Genomic DNA, 20,169 nt, shown 5'->3' on the forward strand with positions numbered 1-20,169 from the left:
CCTGCCCCGGATCAATCCAGGCCAGCCCACCCGTGCATCAGCGCAGGCTGATGGTGGTGTTCACGCCCTGGCTGGTGGTGCTGTCGTCGAACCAGCGCGCCGTGACGGTCTTGGTCTGCGTGTAGAACAGCACGACCTGCTTGCCGTAGGGGCCCAGGTCGCCCAGCTTGGAGGCGCGGCTGCCCGTGAAGGAGAACAGCGGAACCGGCACGGGAATCGGCACGTTGATGCCGACCTGGCCCACGTCGATGTCTTCCTGGAACTTGCGCGCCGCGGCGCCCGACTGCGTGAAGATGGCCGTGCCATTGCCGTTGGGGTTGGCGTTGATGAACTCGATGGCCTCGTCCAGGCTGTCGGCAGCCGCCAGGCACAGCACGGGGCCGAAGATTTCCTGGTCATACACGCTCATGCCGGGCTTGACGCCGCTGAACACGGTGGGGCCGACGAAGTTGCCCTTGTCGTAGCCGGCCACCTGGGGCTTGCGGCCGTCCAGTTCCAGCTTGGCGCCGTCGGCCAGGCCGCGTTCGATCAGGCTTTCCACACGCGACAGCGCCGCGCAGGACACCAGCGGGCCTACGTCGGTGCCGGGCTCGGTGCCGCCGCTGACCTTGAGGGTCTTGGACTTTTCCACCAGCTCGGGAATCCACTTCTGTGCATCGCCCACCAGCACGGCCACCGACAGCGCCATGCAGCGCTGGCCTGCCGCACCGAAGGCTGCGCCCAGCAGGGCGTTGAGCGTTTGCTCCTTGTTGGCGTCGGGCATGACGATGGCGTGGTTTTTTGCTCCCATCATGCATTGCACGCGCTTGCCGGCCAGGCTGGCGCGGTTGTAGACATGGGTACCAACCTTGGTGGAGCCCACGAAGCTGATGGCCTTGATGTCGGGGTGGTCGCAGATGGCATTGACCACGTCCTCGCCGCCGTGCACCACGTTGAGCACGCCGGGCGGAATGCCGGCTTCCAGCGCCAGCTCGCACAGGCGCATGGTGACCATGGGGTCCTGCTCGGAGGGCTTGAGCACGAAGGTGTTGCCCGTGGCAATGGCCATGGGGAACATCCACAGCGGAATCATGGCCGGGAAGTTGAAGGGGGTGATGCCCGCGCACACGCCCAGGGGCTGCAGCACGGAATAGGTGTCCACGCCGTTGGCCACGTTGTTGGCCAGCTCGCCCAACTGCAGCGAGCCGATGTTGGCCGCATGCTCCACCACTTCCAGGCCGCGGAAGACGTCGCCTTCCGCGTCAGGCAGGGTCTTGCCCTGTTCGGCGGTCAGCAGGGCGGCCAGCTCCTTCATGTTCTCGCGGATCAGCTGCTGCAGCTTCAGGAAGATGCGGGCGCGCTGGCCGATGGGGGTCTTGCGCCAGGTCTTGAAGGCTTCCTTGGCGTTGGCGACGGCGGCGTTGACCTCGTCGGGCGTGGCAAAGGGCACGCGGGCCAGCACTTCCTGCGTGGCCGGGTTGACCACATCGCGCCATTGGGTGCTTTGGGATTCGACCAGCTTGCCGTTGATCAGCAGCTTGACCGTGGGCGCCAAAACCTTGGCGGATGTGGATGCATTCATGGCTTGTCTCCTGTTGCGGTGGTGTCAGCCCGGCATGCGTGCGCCGGGCGTTCATCGCATGGTAGCTGTGCGGTTTTTCGCAAGCAATGGAGATATGTGCAGTATTCATGTGCGTTTTTGCACAGGCTGGCGCAAAAAAGAGCATGGCCTGCGGCAGGCGCAGGCCATGCTGGTTCAGGCGGTCAGCGGCTCAGTCCGTGCCGGTGGCCGGCAGGCGGGCGTCGTCGGAAGGAGCTGGGGTCTGAACGGCGCGGGCGCCGGGCTTGCGCAGCGGCTCCAGCTTCACGCGGGCATTGGCGCCCAGGCCGGACTCCAGCTTGGCCAGCAGGCGCAGCAGCTCCTGCAGCTCGCCGTCTTCCAGCGGGGACACCAGGCGGTGGTAGGCCTGGTCCACCAGCGGCACGCTGGCGGCCAGAAGGGCGCGGCCCTTGTCGGTCAGCGTCAGTTCGTGCTGGCGGCGGTCGCGCGTGCTCAGGGCGCGGTGCACGTATTCGCGCTCTTCCAGCCCGCGCACCAGGCGCAGCGTGGTCACCTTGTCAAAGCCCATGGCGCGCGCCAGGGAGCTTTGGTCGGAGCCGGGGGAGGCGTCGATCAGGACCAGGGCGCCGTACTGTGGCGGCGTCAGTCCCAGGGGGCGGCATTGCTCTTCAAAAATGCCGACCGAAATCTGGTGAGCGCGCCGCAGCAAAAAGCCAGGGCGCTGATATAGCGGCAGTGGTGCAGGCGTCATCGTGTCCATATGCGTCTAGTATTCTTGCAGAAGTGTCCAGTATTCATTCGATTTCCACCAATTGTGCCCATTTTGGTGCATGATTACCATGCGTTTGCATGCTAACTACAAAAGAGGTCTACATGCGAAATTTTGTTGGCAGACGGCAATTTTTGAAGACAAGCGGATTGGGAGTATTGGGTTTACCCGTAGCAGGTGCCATCGCCAGTACCGAGAGTGTGCCTCTGAAATTGATTGTGCCTTTCACTCCCGGAACAGGAATCGACACGATAGCGCGAACCATCGGACCTTTGCTGGCCAAGCGCCAGGGCCGGCCCGTGGTGGTGGAGAACAAGCCGGGCGCCTCTGGAAATATCGGCACCGAGGCCGTTGTGCGCTCGCCCGCCAATGGCCAGACGCTTTTGGTGACAGTGAATACCCTGGTGATGAATGCATCGCTGTATCCCAAATTGCCATTCAATCCGCTGACAGACCTCGAACCTGTGACGCTGACCAGTTGGGGGCAGTTGATTTTGGTGACGCCCACGGCCTCGGCCTATCAGACGGCGGCCGATCTGGTGAAGGCCGCCAAGGCCTCGCCGGGCCGCATCAATTACGCGTCGCCGGGAGTGGGCACTCCGCACCATATGGCGATGGAGCTTTTCAAGAGCACGGCCGGGGTGTCGATCACGCACATCCCTTATCGCGGAACAGGGCCGGCGCTGACGGACCTGCTGGGCGGCCAGGTGGAATGCATGTTCCTGCCCATTCATGTGGCCTTGACGCATGTGAAGGCCGGCAAGCTGCGTGCGCTGGGCATTGGCAGCCAGCGGCGCCACCCGCTGCTGCCCGATGTGCCTACGCTCAAGGAGGCCAAGGCGGGCGATGTGAACGTGGATATGTGGTACGGCGTGTTTGCGCCGGCCGGCATGCCGGCGGACCAGGTCGATGCCCTCAATCGCGAGATCCAAGCGATTTTGGCGTCGGATGAAGTCCGGCATGCCTTCGCGCCCCAGGGGATGGATCCGGCCGGCAGCACGCCGGCCGAGTTCAAGGCCCTGGTGCAAAAGGACGCCTGGCGCTGGGCCGATCTGGTCAAGGCGCGGGGGATTACCGCCGAGTAGGCGGGACGGGCGCCCAAGGCGCCCTGGAGAAAGCATGGAGAGTCAGCGGATGAAAGTAGCGATCGTGGGGGGCGGCATCGGAGGCCTGTGCCTGGCATTGGCCCTGCATCAAAGAGGCATTGCCTGCGAAGTCTTCGAGGCCGTGCCCGAGGTCCGCGAGATCGGCGCGGGCATTACCCTGCTGCCGCATGCCATGCGCGAACTCAGCGACCTGGGCCTGCAGCCGCAGCTGGAGGCCCTGGCGATCGAGAACCTGGAAAGCGTGTTCTTCAACCGCTACGGCCAGTTCGTCTACCGCGAGCCGCGCGGCCGCCATGCCGGCTATGAGCTGCCGGAGCTGGGCATCCACCGTGGCCGCCTGCACCGCGTTCTCTTCGAGGCCGCCGTGCAGCGCCTGGGCCCGGGTGCCGTGCACACGGGCCACCGCTGCGTGCGCGTGGACCAGTCGGCCCATGGCGCCACCGTGCATTTCGCGCCGGATGCCCAGGGCCATGTGCCGCCGTCCGCCACGGCCGACATCGTTGTGGCCTGCGATGGCGTCAACTCCGCCGTGCGGCGCCAGTTCTATCCGCAGGAGGAGCTGGCCTTCGGCGGCATCAACACCTGGCGCGGCGTCTCGCGCTTCAAGCCCATCCTCACGGGCAAGAGCTACCTGCGCATCGGCTCGGTCGATACCGGCAAGATGGTGATCTATCCCATCGAGGACAACGTCGACGGCCAGGGCATGCAGCGCATCAACTGGGTGGCCGAGATCCGCGACCCGCAGATGCGCATGAACGACTGGAATCGCGCTGGCCGCATGGAGGATGTGCTGGAGATTTTTGGCGGCTGGACCTTCGACTGGCTGGATGTGCCGGCCCTGATCCGCTCGGCCGAGACCATCTTCGAGTACCCCATGGTGGACAAGGACCCCGTGGACCAGTGGAGCTTCGGCCGCGTGACCCTGCTGGGCGATGCCGCCCACCCCATGTATCCGCGCGGCTCCAACGGCTCGGCCCAGGCCATGCGCGATGCGCGGGTGCTGGCCGACCTGCTGGCCGCCGACCCGCAGGGCGACCCGCTGGCGCTGCTGGCAGCCTACGAGGCCAGCCGCCTGCCCGCCACCAGCCAGGTGGTGCTGACCAACCGCTCCACGCCGCCCGACTTCATCATCATGAAGGCGGACGAACTCAGTGGCGGGCAGCCCTTCGGCCATATCGACGAGCTGATTAGCCAGGATGAGCTGCGCGCCATTGCCCGCCATTACGAGCAGGTGGCGGGGTTTGCGAATCCGCAGTCGCAGGGTTGAGGCAGGCGGCGGGCTCAATCCAGGCTGATATTCGCCTTCTGGATCAGCAGCTTGTACTGGTCCGCCTTGGTCCTGGCGAATTTCTCCATCTCCGGCACCTCCCAGGTGATGGGCTGGAAGGCGAAGGTGGCGAATTTCTCGCGCACCTGCGGGTCCTGCAGCACGGCGACCACGTCGGCGTGGATCTTGTCGCGCAGGGTGGCGTCCACGCCCTTGGGCGCCAGCAGGGAGACGAAGGAGTTCACGATCAGTTCGGCGGGGCCGCCCGATTCGGCCACGGTGGGCACGTCGGGCATCTGGGCGATGCGCTGGGGCGCGGCCACGGCCAGGTAGCGGATCTTGCCGGATTTGTAGATGCCCTGGCTGGAGGGAATGCTGGCAAAGCTCCAGGCCGGATCGCCATTGGCCACCGAGGTGTAGAGCTGGCTGACCTCGCGGTAGGGCACATGGGTCATCTTGCTGCCGGTCAGGAAGTCCAGCCATTCACCGCCCAGGTGGCCGGGGCTGCCGACGCCCCAGGAGCCGTAGCTGACCTTGCCGGGCTCGGACTTGGCCGCCTTGATCAGGTCGCCCATGCTCTTCCAGGGCGAGTTCGTGGGCACGGCGACGAAGAAGGGCGTGAGGAACAGCGGCGCCACCGGGTCGAAGTGCTGCAGCGGATGGAAGTTGCGCTGCTTGTAGAGGTAGGGCAGGGCGGAGACATGTTCGCTGTCGAGCTGCAGCAGCGTGTAGCCGTCGGGCTTGGCGCGGCGTGCGGCTTCGATGGCGACAAAGCCGCCCCGCCTGGGCGGTTGTCCACGGTCACGCCCTGCTTCCAGCGCGCGGCAAGCTTTTCTCCCACGATGCGCAGCACGGCGTCAGGGCCGCTGCCCACGGCAAAGGCCGTGATCACGGTGACGGGGCGCGTGGGAAAGCTGGCGGCGCTGCTGGAGCCTGCCTGCGCCCAGGCGCAGTGCAGCGGGGCGATGGAGGCCAGCAGCAGGGCGGCGCCTGCAAGGGCCTTGCGGCGGGAGGGGGCGGCGCCGAGGCGGTTGGATGGGGATGCTTTCACAGTCTGTCTCCTGTTGGATCTGCTTTTTTCACTGCTTGCAATGCCCCGGTCCTTCTGGCGAGGACTCGGGGCGGGGTAGGGCTGCCGGCAAAGGTGCGGCGGGGTTCAGGCGAGGTTCAGCCGGCGTCAGGCTGGGCCAGGGGCGCGGCCTGCGCAAAGGCGGGCAGGGCGGCGCAGGCCCTGTCCACAGCGCTGATCAGCGGCCAGCGGTCCAGGTCCACGCCAAAGCGGCGTGCGCTTTCGACCTGGGGCACCAGGTAGACATCGGCCAGCGTGGGTGCGTGGCCGAAGCAGAAGTCGCCGCGCTGCGTGTCGCGTGCCAGCAGGGCCTCGATGGCATCGAAGCCGTCGGCAATCCAGGTGGCGCACCAGGCGTTGATGGCGGCCTCGTCCGCACCGAACTGGCGACGCAGGGTCTGCAGGATGCGGCGGTTGTTGATGGGATGCACGTCGCAGCCCACGATGGCGGCCAGCGCGCGCACCTGGGCGCGGTCCTCGTGGTCGGCGGGCAGCAGCGGCGGCTCGGGGTGGCGCTCCTCCAGCCATTCGATGATGGCCGGCGACTGGATCAGCGTGCGGCCATCGTCCAGCGTCAGCGCCGGCACCAGGCCCTGCGGGTTGACCTGCTTGAACGGCGCCTGGGCCTGCTCGTCCACGCGCAGGTCAACGGGAAAGTAGTCAGGGCGCAGGCCTTTGAGGTTGAGCGCGATGCGCAGGCGGTGCGAGGTGCCGCTGCGGAAAAAGCTGTAGAGCTTCATGGTGGTGGTCTCCCCGGTCTTATTCGGGCTGGCCCACGGTGAGCGCGATCTCGCCCACGCCCTGCACATGGCCGGTGATGCGGTCGCCCGGCAGCACGGCGCCCACGCCTTCGGGCGTGCCCGTGTAGATGAGGTCGCCGGGCTGCAGGTGATAGAACAGCGAGAGGTCGGCAATGATTTCGCGGATGTTCCAGATCAGCTTGTCCACGTCGGACTGCTGCTTTGTCTCGCCATTGACGGCCAGTGCAATGGCGCCGGATTCGATCACCTGGCCCGGCATGGGCACGATCTCGCTGGCCACCGAGGACTGCTCCACATCCTTGCCCAGGTCCCAGGGCCGGCCCTTGTCGCGCGCCACCAGCTGAAGGTCGCGGCGCGTCATGTCCAGGCCGCAGGCGTAGCCGTAGATGTGTTCATGCGCCTGGTCCGCCGCAATGCGAAAGCCCGCCTTGCCGATGGCCACCACCAGTTCCATCTCGAAGTGGTAGTTGTTCGTCTCGGGCGGGTAGGCCACGGTGGCACCCGATTCGGTCAGGGTGGAGGGCGCCTTGGTGAAATAGAAGGGGCGCTCCACGCTCTTGTCCACCGGGCGGCCCATCTCGACGGCATGGGCGTGGTAATTGCGGCCCACGAAGAACAGGCGGTTCACGGGCAGGCGCTGCGTGCTGCCGCGCACGGGCAGGGATTGGACGGGGGGCGGGGTCCAGAGGTATTGGGGGGCGGTCATGGTATTGGCGATGGGGGAGTAAAGAGACATCGGAGGATTCAAGGCCGGACTTCGTAGAGGCCCAGCTTTCGGTGCAAAGGAGCCTCGTCGGCCAGGAAGAGGAAGGCGGGCTCGCTGGCGCTGGCATTGGTCAGCGTGGCGGGCGCCCAGCCGGGCACGCAGCAGGTGTCGGCCGGGGCCAGGTCGAAATGGCGGTCCACGGCGGCCACGCTGGCGCCGCCCTCGATGACATGGAACACGCAGGCCGGCGAGCGGGCGGGCAGCTGCAGCGTCTGGCCCGGGCGCAGCATCAGCGCGTAGAAGCCCAGGATGTTTTCGCAGTCGGCCCCGGTTTCGGGGTTGGTGTAGGCCAGCTGCACGCAGTCCAGGTCCGGCCGGTCGGCGGCCAGCTCCAGCAGGGCGGCGCGCGCGTCCTTCCAGGGGTAGCGCAGCATGGGGTAGGCCTTGGCGTTGCGGGCGAACACCTGCGTGGGTGCCAGGCCGCCGCGCGCATACGCCCGGTCGCCACGGCCGGGCAGGGCGGGCTGGCGCGGGCCGTCCACGTGGTAGGTGACTTCCAGGTAGTAGGCCAGGGGCAGGTCCAGCACATCGAGCCAGACCACGGGCTCGTCGCCGTCGTGGCCATGCTCGTGCCACAGGCCCGTGGGCGTGAGGATGAGGTCGCCGCGCTCCATGGGGCATTTCTCGCCGTCGACCAGGCTCCATGCGCCCTGGCCCTCCACCACCATGCGCACGGCATTGGGCGTGTGGCGGTGCGAGGGCGCCCACTCGCCGGGCAGCAGCAGCTGCATGCCCAGGTAGATGGAGGAGCTGGCCTGCATCTTCTCCAGCCCATGGCCGGGATTGGCCAGCACCAGCACGCGGCGCTCGGCCTTTTCGATGGGCGTCAGCTCGCCCGCCTGCATCAGCAGCGGTCGGATGGACTGGTAGGGCCAGGCAATGGGCTGGGTGCGCGGGCGCGGCGTGTGCGGCGGCATCACGTTGCGCAGGCTGGGCCACAGCGGCACCAGGTTGTTGCGCGTGAGTTCGTCGCGGTAGTCCTGGGGCAGGTCTTCCAGGCGGCCAAGTTCTTGCATGGCGGTCTCCTTGTGTTCAGTCTTCGGCGAGGCAGGTTTCGGCCTTCCAGCCGTACAGCCATTCCATGGCGTCGTAGAAACGCTGGGGCGTGCGGCCCTTCCAGAGGTCGTTGCGCACCAGGCGCTCCACGCCGCTGGCGTGGAAGATGCGGCCCATCTCGCGCGCGGACAGCACCACGCGCGCCGTGCGGGCAATGCGCGAGCGCTCGTACAGCCGCAGCGCCCGCGGCCAGTCGTTGCCGCAGCGCTTGAGCGCCTGGCCCAGCGTCACGGCGTCTTCCAGCGCCATGCAGGCGCCCTGGGCGATGTATTGCAGCGTGGGGTGTGCGGCATCGCCCAGCAGCGTGGCGCGGCCGAAGCTCCACTGGCCAATGGGCTCGCGGTCGGCCGTGGCCCAGCGCTTCCAGCTTTTGGGCAGGTCTATGAGCTGGCGCGCGCGCGGGCAGCAGTCGCTGTAGTAGCTTTGCACCTCTTGGCGGCTGCCTTCGCGCACGCCCCATTCCTCCTGCTTGCGGCTGTGGAAGGTGACGACCACGTTGTACTGCTCGCCGCCGCGCAGCGGGTAGTGCACCAGGTGGTAGTTGGGGCCGACCCAGATGCTGGCCGCGTTCCAGCGCATGTCCTCGGGGAAGTCGTTCTTCTCCACCACGGCGCGGTACACCACGTGGCCGGAGACACGCGCCGCATCGCCCACGTACTGCTGGCGCACCACGGACTTCACGCCATCGGCGCCGATCAGCGCCTGGCCCACATGGACCTGGCCGTGCTGGTCGCGCACGGTGACGGTGTCGCCCTCCTGCTGCACGGCTTCGATGCGGGTGCCTGTCAGCGTCTCGATATGGCCGTGGGCGCGTGCGCCTTCAAGCAGCGAGGTGTGGATGTCGGCGCGGTGGATCACCGCATACGGGTTGCCGAAGCGGGCGCGAAACGCCTCGCCCGTGGGAATGCGGCCGACCAGCCTTTCATCGAGCGCGTCGTGCATCACCATCTCGTCGGTATAGACCGCGCGGCCACGGGCCAGCTCGCCAATGCCCAGCGCGTCGAAGGCCGCGAATGCGTTGGGCCCCAGCTGTATGCCGGCGCCGATCTCGCCCAGCTGGGGCGCCTGCTCCAGCACCTTGACGGCGAATCCCTGGCGCGCCAGGGCCAGCGCGGCCGCCACGCCGCCAATGCCGCCGCCTGCCACAAGAACGGGCAGCGCCCGGGAAGAAATGCTGGTGCTCATGGATGTCCTGTGCTTCGTGGTGCGTGTCGCCAGCCTGCGGGTCAGCTGCGTCGCGAGTAATTAAACAGTATGCTGACGATAAGTGTAGTGTTGATTTGCATCAGGCCAGCCTGGGGTTTCCCTGGATGCAGGCAAAACGACGGCGGACAGCGTGTCCGGGTGAATCACCTGTCTGCCAGCCAAGGCCAACGGAGGGTGCGGTTCATGCGAACATCTGCGCTTGCCCGCAGGGACACGGAAAAGAGCGCAATGGCCATGGACTACCAACCCGCAGAACTAGAAAACTACCCCGGCTATCACATCCGCCGCCTGCAGCAGATCGCGGTAGCCGTCTTCATGGAGGAGACCCAGGAATTCGGCGTGACCCCCGTGCAGTACGCGGCGCTGTCTGCCGTGCTGCGCCAGCCCGGCGTGGACCAGCGCACGCTGGCGCGGATGATCGGCTTCGATACCTCGACCATTGGCAGCGTCATCGACCGGCTGGAGGCGCGCGGCCTCATGGTGCGCAACACCAGCCCGGCCGACCGGCGCGTGCGCCTGCTGTCGGTCACCGCAGAAGGCGCTGCGCTGCTGGCCGCTGCCGAGCCCTCGGTGCTGCGGGCCCAGCAGCGCATGCTGGAGCCGCTGCCGCAGGAGCAGCGGGGCCTGTTCATGGACATGATGGCCGTCCTGGTGCGGCAAAACGACGACCTGGCGCGTGCGCCCAGCACGCTGGCCGCGCGCCGCGCCGCTGCCGACTGAGGCGGCCTCGACCCATGGACTGGGACCATCTGAGATTCTTTGGCGAACTGGCGCGCAGCGGCAGCATGGCCGCCGCCGCGCGGCAACTGGGCGTGGAGCACACCACGGTGTCGCGCCGCATCCAGGCCCTGGAAAAGCAGCTGGGGGCCGTGCTCTTCGAGCGCGAAGCGGGCCAATGGCGGCCCACGGAGGCCGGCCGCCAGCTGCTGGGCGTGGCAGACGCCATGCAGCGCGCCGCCGCCGGGCTGGAGCGCATGCCGCTGGCGGCCGAATCCGCCAGCCAGGGTCCGTCCGGCCTGGTGCGCGTGGGCGCCACAGAGGGCTTCGGCACCCAGCTGCTGGCCCCGCAGCTGGCCGCGCTGACGCAGCGCCATCCGCTGCTGAGCATCGACCTGCTGGCCCTGCCGCGCCTGCTGCACCTGTCGCGGCGCGAGGCCGACATCGTCATCTCGCTGGAGCGCCCCACGCGCGGCTCGGCCGTGGTCACCAAGCTCACCGACTACCGGCTCTTCCTTTATGGCCAGCGCGAATACCTTGCGCGCCGCCCGCTGGTGGCACGCACCGAGGACCTGCGCCACCACAGCTTCATCCACTATGTGGACGACCTGCTGTTCACGCGCGAGCTGCAGCTGCTGTCCACCCTGTTCCAGCCAGAGCGATTTGCCTTTCGCAGCACCAGCATCACCGCCCAGTACGAGGCCGTGCGCGCCGGCGCCGGCCTGGCCGTGCTGCCCGCCTTCATTGCCGACCGCGACCCCGTGCTCAGCCGCGTGCTGCCCGCCGAGGCCTGCTTCACCCGCACCTTCTGGATGAGCATGCCCTCGGATGCCCGGCAGGTTCAGCGCATCGAGGCGGTCTGGGGGTTTTTGCGGGAGGCTGTGCAGGGGATGCGGGAGTTGCTCAGTCCCCGGAGTTGATGCAAGAGGGCCTAACTGCAGGCGGGGTAAGCATCAGCTAATAACGGGAGTCGTTATTATTGATCCATGATCCTCGATTTCAGATGTGCAGACACCCAGGCATTGATGCTTGGCAAGCGCGTTGCGCGGTTCGCCAACCTGGAGGCCGCTGCCATGCGCAAGCTTGTGCAGCTGAACGCCGCGACCTCCCTGGAGTTCCTGCGCATTCCGCCAGGCAACAGACTGGAGGCCCTTCAAGGAAGCCGCAGGGGCCAGTACAGCATTCGGATCAATGAGCAATGGCGCCTTTGCTTCGTCTGGGCAGATGGCCATGCCAGCCAGGTCGAGATCGTGGATTACCACTGAAAGGACTACAACATGACCCGCGAAGTCAAATGGCCGCACCCAGGAGAAATCCTGATGCAGGAGTGGCTCGAACCCATGGGCCTGAGCCAGTACGCGTTGGCAAAGGCCATCGATGTGCCGCCCCGGCGCATCAACGAGATCGTGAAGGGCATGCGCGGCATCACGGCGGATACGGCGCTGCGCCTTGCGGTCTTCTTTGGCACGGACGCGCAAAGCTGGCTCAACCTGCAGTCCGACTACGACCTTGCCGAAGCCCGCGATGCCATGGCGGACGTGCTGGCGCGAATCCAGCGGTTTGAGCCCTCGCATCCCTGAGCGACTTCAGGATGCCCTCTGCCGCCCGCAGCATGATGCGTCGCCGGCGGTGGTTTGCCCCTGCCGCTATACTGCCCGCCCCGAATCTCGTCATCCGACAGCAGGATCTTCCGGCATGCGCCTCCAAGCCCTTTTGCGTCCACTGGTGTACCTGAGCCTGGCGGGGCTGGCCGCTTGCGGCAGCAACCCGCCCAGCCCCTCGGCGGCCACGCCCGAGTCCACGCCCACCGCGCCGGGCACATCCGTGGCGCCCATCAGGATCGGTCTGGCCCTGGGCGGCGGGGCCGTGAAGGGCTTTGCCCATATCGGCGTCATCAAGATGCTGGAAGCCAATGGCCTTGCGCCTGCGGTGGTGTCCGGCACCAGCGCGGGCAGCGTGGTGGGGGCGCTGTATGCGAGCGGCATGAACGCCTTCGAGCTGCAGGAAAAGGCCGTGGCGCTGGATGAGACCAGGATCCGCGACCTGCAGCTGTCCTCGGGTGGCCTGCTGGTGGGCCAGAAGCTGGAAGACTATGTGAACGAACAGGTGAGCCGCAAGCCGCTGGAGCAGCTGGCCAAGCCCTTCGTGGCCGTGTCCACGCGGCTGGAAGACGGCGAGCGCACCGTGTTCGCGCGCGGCAATACGGGGCAGGCGGTGCGTGCCTCCAGCAGCATTCCGGGTGTGTTCCAGCCCGTGGCCATCGGCAAGTTCCACTTCGTCGATGGCGGCATCACCAGCCCCGTGCCCGTGGACGCCGCGCGCCAGCTGGGCGCCGATCTGGTGATTGCTGTGGACATCTCCAACAAGGCCCGTGGCAAGGCGCCCGAGAACATGCTGGGCGCACTGGGCCAGTCCATTGCGATCATGGGCCAGAAGCTGGGCCAGGCCGAGCTGGCCCGCGCCGACATCACCATCCGCCCCAAGGTGCTGGACATCGGCCCGGCCGACTTCACCCAGCGCGCCAGCGCCATTCTTGAAGGCGAAAAGGCCGCCGTGGCCGCCATGCCCCAGATCCGCGAGCGCATCGCCCAGCTGCAGGCCGAGCGCGCCAAGGCCGCGAAGCTGGCGCAGCAAAAGGCGGCCGAAGCCCAGCACCAGGCCTGCCTGGACCAGCGCTCGCGCATGCAGAAGCTGGCGGAGATGGCGGGGATGGAAGAGGCATGCAACAAGCCCTGATGGCCGGGGCATTGCGATGAATGGAGCGCTGCACAAAGGTGCAATGCTTTGTCGCTTTGTTTGTAAAGAAATGTATACAATCCTCCGCTGATTGAAATCCGGGCGTGTTTGCCATGGGCTTTGTTCAGTCAGTCAATCTCAATAATTTGAGCATCGGAGGGAGAAGAAATGACAAAGATCGCCGTAGTCGCGCTTGCCAGCTTTCTGTTGGTGGGCTGTGCATCCGTGAAGATGGAAAGCAAGGAAGCTTCGCAGAAAGCCAAGGAGTTCAACCCGCCGACCGCTGGCAATTCAGGCCTCTACATTTACCGGGACAGCGTGGTGGGCCGGGCTCTCAAGAAGGATGTCTGGGTCAACGAAAAGTGCGTTGGCGAGACCGCTCCCGACGTCTTTTTCTACACGGAAGTGGCGGGCAACCAGAACCATACCGTCTCCACCGAGTCCGAGTTCTCGCCCAATACGCTGCCGTTGGCGACGGAAACCGGCAAACACTATTTCGTGCGGCAGTACATGAAGATCGGTGTTTTTGTCGGAGGCGCCAATCTGGAGCTGATTCCCGAGACCGAGGGCAAGGCTGCGGTAACCAAGCTGGAACTGGCCACAAGCGGCACCTGCAGCAAATAACTGCCACTTCAAAGTACAGCTTTCTCGCTATGGCTGTCGCGCACCCCCCGGGTACATGGCCGGGCGGTGCGCTCGCGTGATCATCTTTTACCCATACACCGGATACCGACGGCACAGCTCCGTCACCTGATCGCGCACCTGCGCCGCCACCTTGGCAAAGCGGGCGCCTTCCTGCGCGTCCAGCGCATCGAGCACATCGCACAGCCAGTCGGCCAGCTGTTCGCACTGCGCCTGGCCGAAGCCGCGCGTGGTGACGGCGGGCGTGCCTATGCGCAGGCCCGAGGTCACGAAGGGCGAGCGCGGGTCGTTGGGCACGGTGTTCTTGTTGGTGGTGATGTGCGCCTCGCTGAGCGCGGCGTCGGCATCCTTGCCGGTGTAGCTGCGGTCGGACAGGTCGATCAGCATCAGGTGGTTGTCCGTGCCGCCCGAGACGATGCGGTAGCCGCGCTGCTGGATCACGGCGGACATGGCGCGGGCGTTGGCCAGCACCTGGCGCTGGTAGGTCTTGAAGCCGGGCTGCAGCGCCTCCTTGAAGGCGACGGCCTTGGCGGCGATCACATGCATCAGCGGCCCGCCCTGCACGCCTGGGAACACGGCCGAGCTCAGGCGGCGGTTGAAGGTTTCGTCCTGTCCCTTGGACAGGATCAGGCCGCCGCGCGGGCCGCGCAGCGTCTTGTGCGTGGTGCTGGTGACCACATGCGCGTGGGGCAGGGGGCTGGGGTATTCGCCCGCGGCCACCAGGCCTGCGACATGGGCCATGTCCACCCAGAACACGGCGCCCACCTTGTCGGCAATGGCGCGCATGCGGGCCCAGTCCTTGTGGCGCGAGTAGGCAGAGAAGCCGCCGATGAGCATGCGGGGCCGGTGCTCCAGGGCGATGCGCTCCATCTCGTCGTAGTCGATCAGGCCCGTGGCGGGGTCCAGGCCGTAGGGGACGATGCGGTAGTGGCGGCCCGAGAAGTTGGACGGGTTGCCATGCGTCAGGTGGCCGCCCTGGGCCAGGTTCATGCCCATGACGGTGTCGCCGGGCTGGGCCAGCGCCAGGAACACGGCGGCATTGGCCTGGGCGCCGGCATGGGGCTGCACGTTGGCGTAGTCGCAGTCGAACAGCGCCATGGCGCGTTCCACGGCCAGGCGCTCGGCCACGTCCACGTTCTCGCAGCCGCTGTAGTAGCGCTTGCCGGGGTAGCCCTCGGCGTACTTGTTGGTGAAGACCGAGTTCTGCACCGCCATCACCAGCGGGCTGGCGTAGTTTTCGGAGGCGATGAGTTCCACATGGTCTTCCTGGCGGCGTTTCTCGCTCTGGATGGCCTTGGCCAGCTGCAGGTCGAAGTCGGCCAGGGTCAGGGATGCGTCGTACATGGGTGAGTGGTTCCTGTGTCGGGGCAAGGGCTGGGGGAATCGATGGTCATGCAGCTGCCAGCTGGCCTGACGCGGGTGCGCCTGCCTGCGCGGCGCTGGCCGGCTCCAGCAGGCAGGCCAGGCGGGCGACGATGTCGTCGATCTGGCGCTCGTCGCAGATCAGCGGCGGCAGCAGGCGGATGGTGGATTCGCGCGTCACCGTGATCAGCAGGCGCTGCTGGGCCAGCGCGCGGCCCACCAGGTCCTGGCAGTTGCGGTTCAGCTCGATGCCCACCATCAGGCCCTGGCCGCGCACGGCCAGCACGTCGGGGTGGCCGTGCAGCGCCTGCTGCAGGCCGTTGAGCAGGCGTCGGCCCAGTTGCCTGGCGCGGCCGGGGATGTCCTCGCTCTCCATGATGTCCAGCACCGTGCAACCCACGCGGCAGGCCAGCGGGTTGCCGCCAAAGGTGGAGCCATGCTGGCCGGGCGAGATCAGGTCGGCCGCAGGCCCGCGCGCCAGGCAGGCGCCGATCGGAATGCCGTTGCCCAGGGCCTTGGCCAGGGTCATCACATCGGGGGCGATGCCCGCATGCTGGTGGCCGAACCAGGCGCCGGTGCGCCCCAGGCCGGTCTGGATCTCGTCGAGCATCAGCAGCCAGCCATGCCGGTCGCACAGGCTGCGCAGCTGGCGCAGGTAGTCGGGGCTTGCCAGGCGGATGCCGCCTTCGCCCTGCACGGGCTCGATCAGCACGGCCACGATGTCGCCATGCTGGGCGGCGGCGTGGTGCACGGCCGCGATGTCGTCATAGGGCACGCGCACGAAGCCCGGCATCAGCGGCTCGAAGCCGCGCTGCTTGGCCGGGTTGCCGGTGGCCGACAGCGTGGCCAGCGTGCGGCCGTGAAAGCCGTTGTCCATCACCAGGATCTGCGGCCGCGCCACCTGCCTGCGGTGGCCGTGCAGCCGCGCCAGCTTGAGCGCGGCCTCGTTGGCCTCGGCGCCGGAGTTGCAGAAGAAGGCCGTCTCCATGCCGGCCAGGGCGCACAGGCGCTGGCCCAGGCGTTCCTGCCAGTCGATGCGGAACACGTTGGAAGTGTGCAGCAGCAGGCCGGCCTGCTCGGCGATCACGGCGGCGATCTCCGGGTGCGCGTGGCCCAGGGCGGTCACGGCCACGCCGGCAATGGCGTCCAGGTATTCGGTGCCGTGCTCGTCCCAGAGCCGGGCCCCACGGCCACGGACGAAGGACACGGGCTGGCGGGCATAGGCCTTCATCAGGCGGGAATCAAGGGGTTGCATGGCTTTTTGCATGTCAAGGTCCTCAAGCGGGGTCAGGGTTGAATCGAAAAGGGTGGCGAGGGGGCGCGTTCATGGCAGTGCCAGGGCGGCAGGATCGGGGCCGCCTGCGGGCCAGTAGAAGCTGTCCGGCTGGGCGCGGGCGCCGAAGATGGCCTGGCCCACGCGCACCACGGTGGCGCCTTCCTCGATGGCGATCTCGAAGTCGCCGGACATGCCCATGGACAGCTCATCCAGCGAAATACCCGCCGGCGCACTCTGGCGCAGCTGGTCGCGCAGGCTGCGCAGCAGCACGAAGCACTGGCGCACGCGCTCGGCCTCGCTGGAGAACAGGGCCAGCGTCATCAGGCCGCGCACGCGCAGGGCACTGAAGGCGGGCAGGGCCTGGACAAATCCCTGCACCTCGTCAGGTGGCAGGCCGTACTTGCTGGCCTCGCCCGAGGTGTTGACCTGCACGAACACGTCCAGCGCCCGGCCTTCGGCCTGCAGGCGGCGGTCCAGCGCCTCGGCCACGCGCAGGTTGTCCAGCGCCTGGAACTCGCTGGCAAAGCGCGCCACCAGCCTGGCCTTGTTGGTCTGCAGGTGGCCGATGACGGACCACTGCAGATCGGCCAGGTCCTGCATGGCCTCCCACTTGCCGAAGGCTTCCTGCACCTTGTTCTCGCCCAGCATGCGGCAGCCCGCCGCGTGGGCCAGGCGCAGGCTGGACTCGGGCTTGGTCTTGCTCACGGGCAGCAGGCGCACGCTGGCCGGGTCGCGCCCCGCGCGGCGGCAGGCAGCGGCCATGCGCGCCTGCACGGTGGCCAGGTTGTGCCGGAAATCGTCCACCGTCTCGGCCTGGGGGTAGCGGCCGTGCTGGTCGTGGCGGGTCATGGTGTCGGCGGCTTGGGCGGTGCCGCCGGTGGTGTCTTGTGTCGCAAGCATGGTTTCAGCTCCTTTTGATGGCGGCATCGGCGGCGGGCACGTTGCCGGTGCCCGCCTCGCTGCGGGCGGTCCGGCGCGGCCACTGGCCGTTGAGCACGGCATGGGCCACCAGGCCGATGACCAGGCCCCAGAAGGCGCCGCCTATGCCCAGCATGGAAATGTTGGCTGCGGCAGCCAGGAAGGTGATCAGCGAGGCCTCGCGGGTTTTGGCGTCGGCCAGCGCATTGGCCAGGCTGCCGCCGATGGTGCCCAGCAGCGCCAGGCCCGCCAGCGTGGTGATGAAGGTGGCGGGAAACGCCATGAACACGGCCGCCAGCGTGACGCCGAACACGCCCACCAGGATGTAGAACACGCCCGCAGCGATGCCCGCGATCCAGCGCCTGGACGGCTCTTCATGCGCCTCCTTGCCCGTGCAGATGGCGGCCGTGATGGCGGCGATGTTGAAGGCGTGCGAGCCGAACGGCGCCATCAGCAGCGAGCCCAGGCCCGTCAGCGTGACGATGGGGTTGGCGCTGGTCTTGAAGCCGTCGTTGCGCAGCACCAGCATGCCGGGCATGTACTGGCCGGTCAGCGTGATCAGGAACAGCGGCAGGGCCACGCTCAGCAGGGCGTTGAGCGTGAATTCCGGCCGCGTGAACACGGGCGCGGCAAAGCGCAGCTGCAACCCGGACAGGTCCACACGGTCCTGCGCCAGCAGGAACGCCAGGCCCAGCGCCAGGATGCCGACCACGGCGTAGCGCGCCGTGAGCCGCTTGAGCAGCACATAGGCCACGATCAACAGGCCGGCCAGCAGCGGGTCCACGCTCATGCCGCCAAAGGCCTTGATGCCGAACTGCAGCAGGATGCCCGCCAGCAGGCCCGAGGCCACGCCGGGCGGAATCAGCCGGATCACGCGCTCGAACCAGCCCGACAGTCCCAGCACCACGAAGGCCGCGGCCGACACCACATAGGCGCCCACGGCCTCGGCATACGGCGTGGTGGCCAGGGCCGTTACCAGGAAGGCGGCGGCCGGCGTGGACCAGGCCGTGATGATGGGCTCGCGCGAGAGCCAGCTGAGCACCAGCCCGGTGACGCCCACGCCAATCGAAATCGACCACACCCACGAAGCCGTGAGCTCCGGGCTCAGGCCGGCCACCTTGGCGGCCTGGAACACCAGGATGAAGGTGCCGCCGTAGTTGACGATGACCGAGATCAGCCCGGCCACCACGGGGTGGATGAGGTCGCTGAAGCGAAGGGGTGAGTGTGTGTCTGATGAAGGCATGGGCTTCTCGTTTTCCTTGGGGGTTGGATTCCTGGCTGTCTGGGGAAAGGGATATTTGAGCGCCGAAGTGGACTGAATGATCCATACACTTCGCTCTCTTGTTGCAGACCACTTTGCAATGGGCGCGCAGCATTTGCGTCAGTACAATGGCCTGCCCAAGAGGTGCAATGAGATGAAAGGCGGCAGACCGCATGAGCAAGACCTTCGAGCTTGAGACCCTGAAGATCCGCATGGGAGATGCCGACCTGCGCCAGCTGGACCTGCACCAGCGGGTGCAGCGCGCCATGCGTGCGCTGATCCTGGATGGGGCGCTGCTGCCCGGCCTGAAACTGCCGGCCACGCGCTCGCTGGCCGACTCGCTGGGCATTGCCCGCGACACGGTGGAGAACGCCTACACACAGCTGCACCGCGACGGCTTCATCGTGCGGCGCCAGGGATCGGGCAGCTATGTCTCCGAGACCATCGGCACCGAGCTGCGGGGCCGGGCGGCGCGGCGCGGCCGCTCGCCCGAGCACGAGCGCAGCGCCCAGGTGGCCGCAGCGGGCAGGGCCGGTGCCGGCCTGAGCCGGCGCGGCCAGGCCATTGTTGACGGCGGAGGCATCGCCGACCAGCAGACCATTCGGGCCTTTGCCACCGGCCTGCCCGAGACGCGCACCTTTCCCACCGATGTCTGGGAGCGGCTGCAGCGCCAGGCGCTCAAGGACTACCGTGCCAGCGTCCTGCTGCACGGCGACCCGCAGGGCGCCGAGCCGCTGCGCAAGGCCATTGCCACCTACCTCAACCTGGAGCGTGGCGCCAAGGTGGACGCCGGGCAGATCGTGGTGCTCAGCAGCACGCGGCAGGCGTTGTTCCTGTGCGCGCAGCTGCTGGTGGATGCGGGCCGGCCCATCCTGCTGGAGAACCCGGGCTACTTCGGCGCCCGCAAGGCCTTCGAGTCGGCCGAGGCCAAGGTCCTGCCCATCGATGTGGACGCGCAAGGCATACGCACGGACCTGCTGCACGCCGACCGCAGCGGCGCCACCTGCGTCTATGTCACGCCGTCGCACCAGTACCCCACGGGCGTCACCATGCAGCTGGAGCGGCGGCTGGACCTGATCCGCTGGGCCTTCGAGAGCGGGCGCTGGATCATCGAGGACGACTACGACAGCGAATTCCACTACGACGGCATGCCCACCGCCTGCGTGCAAGGCCTGGACAAGCACGCGCGCACCATCTACATCGGCACCTTCGGCAAGACCCTGTACCCGGGCCTGCGCATGGGCTACATGGCCTTGCCGCAGGAGCTGGTGCGCGCCTTTGTCCAGGCGCGCAGCATCATGGACGGGCACACGCCCCAGATCCAGCAGCTGACGCTGGCGCGCTTCATGGAAGACGGCCACTACAACTCCCACGTGCGGGCCATGCGCAAGCTGTACGCGGGGCGGCGCGAGGTCATCCTCGAATCCATAGGCAGGCACCTGGCCGGCATCGTCACCGCGCCACGGCCCCAGGGCGGCATGCAGGTGCCCTGCCTGCTGGAGTCCGGCTGGTCCGAGGAAGACACCATCCGCCGCGCCGCCGCGGCCGGCGTGCTGCTGCAGGGGCTCAGCCGCCTGTACGCGGGCGAGCAGCGGCAGCCGGGCTGGCTGCTGGGCTATGCCTCGCTCACGGCCTACGAGATCGAGGCCGCCGTGCTGCGCCTGGCCAACGCGCTGCGAAAACCCTGACAGGTTGGGAGAAGCCGGACGCTGCATGC

The 20,169-nt window shown here is 67.4% G+C and carries 19 protein-coding genes and 1 pseudogene; 9 read left to right on the plus strand and 11 right to left on the minus strand.

The features are described from left to right. Positions 1–37 precede the first annotated feature (37 nt). Together BO996_RS17060 and BO996_RS17065 are read right to left on the minus strand one after the other, a co-directional pair. Entirely contained in the window at positions 38–1,561 is a 1,524-nt protein-coding gene (locus BO996_RS17060) for a CoA-acylating methylmalonate-semialdehyde dehydrogenase (protein ID WP_012205523.1), read from the minus strand. A gap of 190 nt (positions 1,562–1,751) precedes the next feature. Continuing rightward, on the minus strand, positions 1,752–2,291 hold the full coding sequence (locus tag BO996_RS17065; RefSeq protein WP_232240351.1) for a MarR family winged helix-turn-helix transcriptional regulator: 540 nt from the start codon (positions 2,289–2,291) through the stop codon (positions 1,752–1,754). Between the two features lie 122 nt (positions 2,292–2,413). Here BO996_RS17065 and BO996_RS17070 point away from each other — a divergent pair, with 122 nt between their 5' ends. Further along, positions 2,414–3,394, plus strand: coding sequence for a tripartite tricarboxylate transporter substrate binding protein (locus BO996_RS17070; protein ID WP_071955822.1), 981 nt, complete (start codon positions 2,414–2,416; stop codon positions 3,392–3,394). Positions 3,395–3,443: 49 nt separating this feature from the next. After that, positions 3,444–4,682, plus strand: a complete 1,239-nt coding sequence (locus BO996_RS17075; RefSeq protein WP_043791955.1) for a flavin-dependent oxidoreductase — start codon at positions 3,444–3,446, stop codon at positions 4,680–4,682. A 14-nt stretch (positions 4,683–4,696) separates the two neighbouring features. Here the strand turns inward: BO996_RS17075 and BO996_RS17080 are convergent. From BO996_RS17080 to BO996_RS17100, 5 genes and pseudogenes are all read right to left on the minus strand, one after another. Continuing rightward, positions 4,697–5,733 (minus strand): annotated as a pseudogene (locus BO996_RS17080) (Bug family tripartite tricarboxylate transporter substrate binding protein). A gap of 116 nt (positions 5,734–5,849) precedes the next feature. Beyond that, positions 5,850–6,491, minus strand: a complete 642-nt coding sequence (maiA, locus tag BO996_RS17085; RefSeq protein WP_071955824.1) for a maleylacetoacetate isomerase — start codon at positions 6,489–6,491, stop codon at positions 5,850–5,852. A 19-nt stretch (positions 6,492–6,510) separates the two neighbouring features. After that, positions 6,511–7,218, minus strand: coding sequence for a fumarylacetoacetate hydrolase family protein (locus BO996_RS17090; protein ID WP_047218695.1), 708 nt, complete (start codon positions 7,216–7,218; stop codon positions 6,511–6,513). Positions 7,219–7,256: 38 nt separating this feature from the next. Then, the gene (locus BO996_RS17095) at positions 7,257–8,294 is read right to left on the minus strand and encodes a cupin domain-containing protein (protein ID WP_071955826.1); all 1,038 of its coding nucleotides are present in this window, start codon (positions 8,292–8,294) and stop codon (positions 7,257–7,259) included. A 16-nt stretch (positions 8,295–8,310) separates the two neighbouring features. Then, positions 8,311–9,519 (minus strand): 3-hydroxybenzoate 6-monooxygenase, encoded by a 1,209-nt coding sequence (locus tag BO996_RS17100; protein WP_071955828.1) that lies wholly within the window; start codon positions 9,517–9,519, stop codon positions 8,311–8,313. Between the two features lie 204 nt (positions 9,520–9,723). Between BO996_RS17100 and BO996_RS17105 the strand changes: the two genes are divergently transcribed. From BO996_RS17105 to BO996_RS17130, 6 genes are all read left to right on the plus strand, one after another. After that, a complete protein-coding gene (locus BO996_RS17105) occupies positions 9,724–10,260 on the plus strand; it encodes a MarR family winged helix-turn-helix transcriptional regulator (protein WP_071955830.1) in 537 nt (178 codons plus the stop codon). Between the two features lie 14 nt (positions 10,261–10,274). Continuing rightward, a complete protein-coding gene (locus BO996_RS17110) occupies positions 10,275–11,177 on the plus strand; it encodes a LysR family transcriptional regulator (RefSeq protein WP_063326189.1) in 903 nt (300 codons plus the stop codon). 66 nt (positions 11,178–11,243) lie between these two features. Then, positions 11,244–11,522: a type II toxin-antitoxin system RelE/ParE family toxin gene (locus BO996_RS17115; RefSeq protein WP_013802475.1), complete on the plus strand. Its 279-nt coding sequence runs from the start codon at positions 11,244–11,246 to the stop codon at positions 11,520–11,522. Positions 11,523–11,534: 12 nt separating this feature from the next. After that, the gene (locus BO996_RS17120) at positions 11,535–11,837 is read left to right on the plus strand and encodes a HigA family addiction module antitoxin (protein ID WP_013802474.1); all 303 of its coding nucleotides are present in this window, start codon (positions 11,535–11,537) and stop codon (positions 11,835–11,837) included. Positions 11,838–11,952: 115 nt separating this feature from the next. After that, positions 11,953–12,993: a patatin-like phospholipase family protein gene (locus tag BO996_RS17125; protein ID WP_071955832.1), complete on the plus strand. Its 1,041-nt coding sequence runs from the start codon at positions 11,953–11,955 to the stop codon at positions 12,991–12,993. A 168-nt stretch (positions 12,994–13,161) separates the two neighbouring features. Next, positions 13,162–13,617 carry a DUF2846 domain-containing protein gene (locus BO996_RS17130; RefSeq protein ID WP_071955834.1) on the plus strand — a complete coding sequence of 152 codons (456 nt, stop codon included), beginning with the start codon at positions 13,162–13,164 and terminating at the stop codon, positions 13,615–13,617. 87 nt (positions 13,618–13,704) lie between these two features. Here the strand turns inward: BO996_RS17130 and glyA are convergent, their stop codons facing one another. The 4 genes from glyA to BO996_RS17150 are packed head-to-tail and all read right to left on the minus strand — an operon-like array spanning position 13,705 to position 18,434. Continuing rightward, a complete protein-coding gene (glyA, locus tag BO996_RS17135) occupies positions 13,705–14,979 on the minus strand; it encodes a serine hydroxymethyltransferase (protein WP_071955836.1) in 1,275 nt (424 codons plus the stop codon). A 46-nt stretch (positions 14,980–15,025) separates the two neighbouring features. Further along, positions 15,026–16,264, minus strand: a complete 1,239-nt coding sequence (locus BO996_RS17140) for an aspartate aminotransferase family protein (protein ID WP_083571171.1) — start codon at positions 16,262–16,264, stop codon at positions 15,026–15,028. A 57-nt stretch (positions 16,265–16,321) separates the two neighbouring features. Beyond that, on the minus strand, positions 16,322–17,173 hold the full coding sequence (locus tag BO996_RS17145) for a YggS family pyridoxal phosphate-dependent enzyme (RefSeq protein ID WP_071955838.1): 852 nt from the start codon (positions 17,171–17,173) through the stop codon (positions 16,322–16,324). A 4-nt stretch (positions 17,174–17,177) separates the two neighbouring features. Continuing rightward, positions 17,178–18,434 carry a benzoate/H(+) symporter BenE family transporter gene (locus BO996_RS17150; RefSeq protein ID WP_043821930.1) on the minus strand — a complete coding sequence of 419 codons (1,257 nt, stop codon included), beginning with the start codon at positions 18,432–18,434 and terminating at the stop codon, positions 17,178–17,180. 191 nt (positions 18,435–18,625) lie between these two features. Here BO996_RS17150 and pdxR point away from each other — a divergent pair, with 191 nt between their 5' ends. After that, entirely contained in the window at positions 18,626–20,140 is a 1,515-nt protein-coding gene (gene pdxR, locus BO996_RS17155) for a MocR-like pyridoxine biosynthesis transcription factor PdxR (protein WP_071955840.1), read from the plus strand. The last annotated feature ends 29 nt before the right edge of the window (positions 20,141–20,169 follow it).

This window comes from Delftia sp. HK171, assembly GCF_001886655.1.
GTDB classification, from domain to species: Bacteria; Pseudomonadota; Gammaproteobacteria; order Burkholderiales; family Burkholderiaceae_C; genus Comamonas; species Comamonas acidovorans.